Origin of the sequence: Methylomonas aurea (assembly GCF_024505045.1) — a bacterium.
GTDB lineage: Bacteria > Pseudomonadota > Gammaproteobacteria > Methylococcales > Methylomonadaceae > Methylomonas > Methylomonas aurea.
This window is the reverse complement of the sequence record NZ_JANIBM010000089.1, coordinates 1-766: the sequence shown is the minus strand read 5'-3', so window position 1 is coordinate 766 and position 766 is coordinate 1. Positions and strand designations below refer to the sequence as shown.

The following is a 766-nucleotide window of genomic DNA, read 5'->3' as shown; positions in this document are numbered from 1 at the left end:
CAATTATTAACCGATCAAGGATACGAAGGGATTTACCAATTAGCCAGCTTCCATCCGCGTTACCGATTTGCCGATAGCGACGAAACCGATCCTAGCAACTATACCAATCGCTCGCCGTATCCGATGTTACATCTGATCCGAGAAAGCAGTATCGAAAACGCCCTGGCAATCTATCCCGATCCGGCCGCCATACCGGAACGAAACATCGAGTTGACCAGACGTTTGGGCCTGAAGAAATTACAAGACATTGTCAGTGCCTGCCTTGAACCTACAACATCGGATAAAAGCTCACACGAATAGTCGCTGCGTGATATCGGCTTTAAAAACCGTCGGCCAAAAAAAAGCCCGTTGTTTAGACGGGCTTTATATTTAAGAGCTTGGCGATGACCTACTTTCACATGGCAACCTGCCACACTATCATCGGCGCTAAGCGGTTTCACTTCCGAGTTCGGGATGGGATCGGGTGGTTCACGCTTGCTATGTTCACCAAGCAAACTGGTTGGGCTGCTGTTGCAGCCGTCATGCACAGGTTTCAAGCTCACTGGCTTGCCGGCTTTCGCCGTTAACCTGTTTTTCATGGAAATCTGTAGCGAGTTTGTCGTTCTCAGTTTTTGTTCAGCGATTGTCTTATGACAACCCAAACGCATTGGGTGTTATATGGTCAAGCCTCACGGGCAATTAGTACACGTTAGCTACGCCCATTACTGGACTTCCACACCGTGCCTATCAACGTCGTCGTCTCCAACGGCCCTTCAGGGGACTTAAA

At 49.1% G+C, this 766-nt stretch carries 1 protein-coding gene and 2 rRNA genes; 1 reads left to right on the top strand and 2 read right to left on the bottom strand.

The features are described 5' to 3' along the window. Window positions 1-300 (top strand): DUF1415 family protein (locus NP603_RS21835; RefSeq protein WP_256612974.1); only part of this gene is annotated, 300 nt, incomplete at its 5' end. Window positions 301-375: 75 nt separating this feature from the next. Here the strand turns inward: NP603_RS21835 and rrf are convergent. Together rrf and NP603_RS21825 are read right to left on the bottom strand one after the other, a co-directional pair. Beyond that, a 5S ribosomal RNA gene (gene rrf / locus NP603_RS21830) occupies window positions 376-491 on the bottom strand. 166 nt (window positions 492-657) lie between these two features. Further along, a 23S ribosomal RNA gene (locus NP603_RS21825) occupies window positions 658-766 on the bottom strand; the annotation flags it as partial.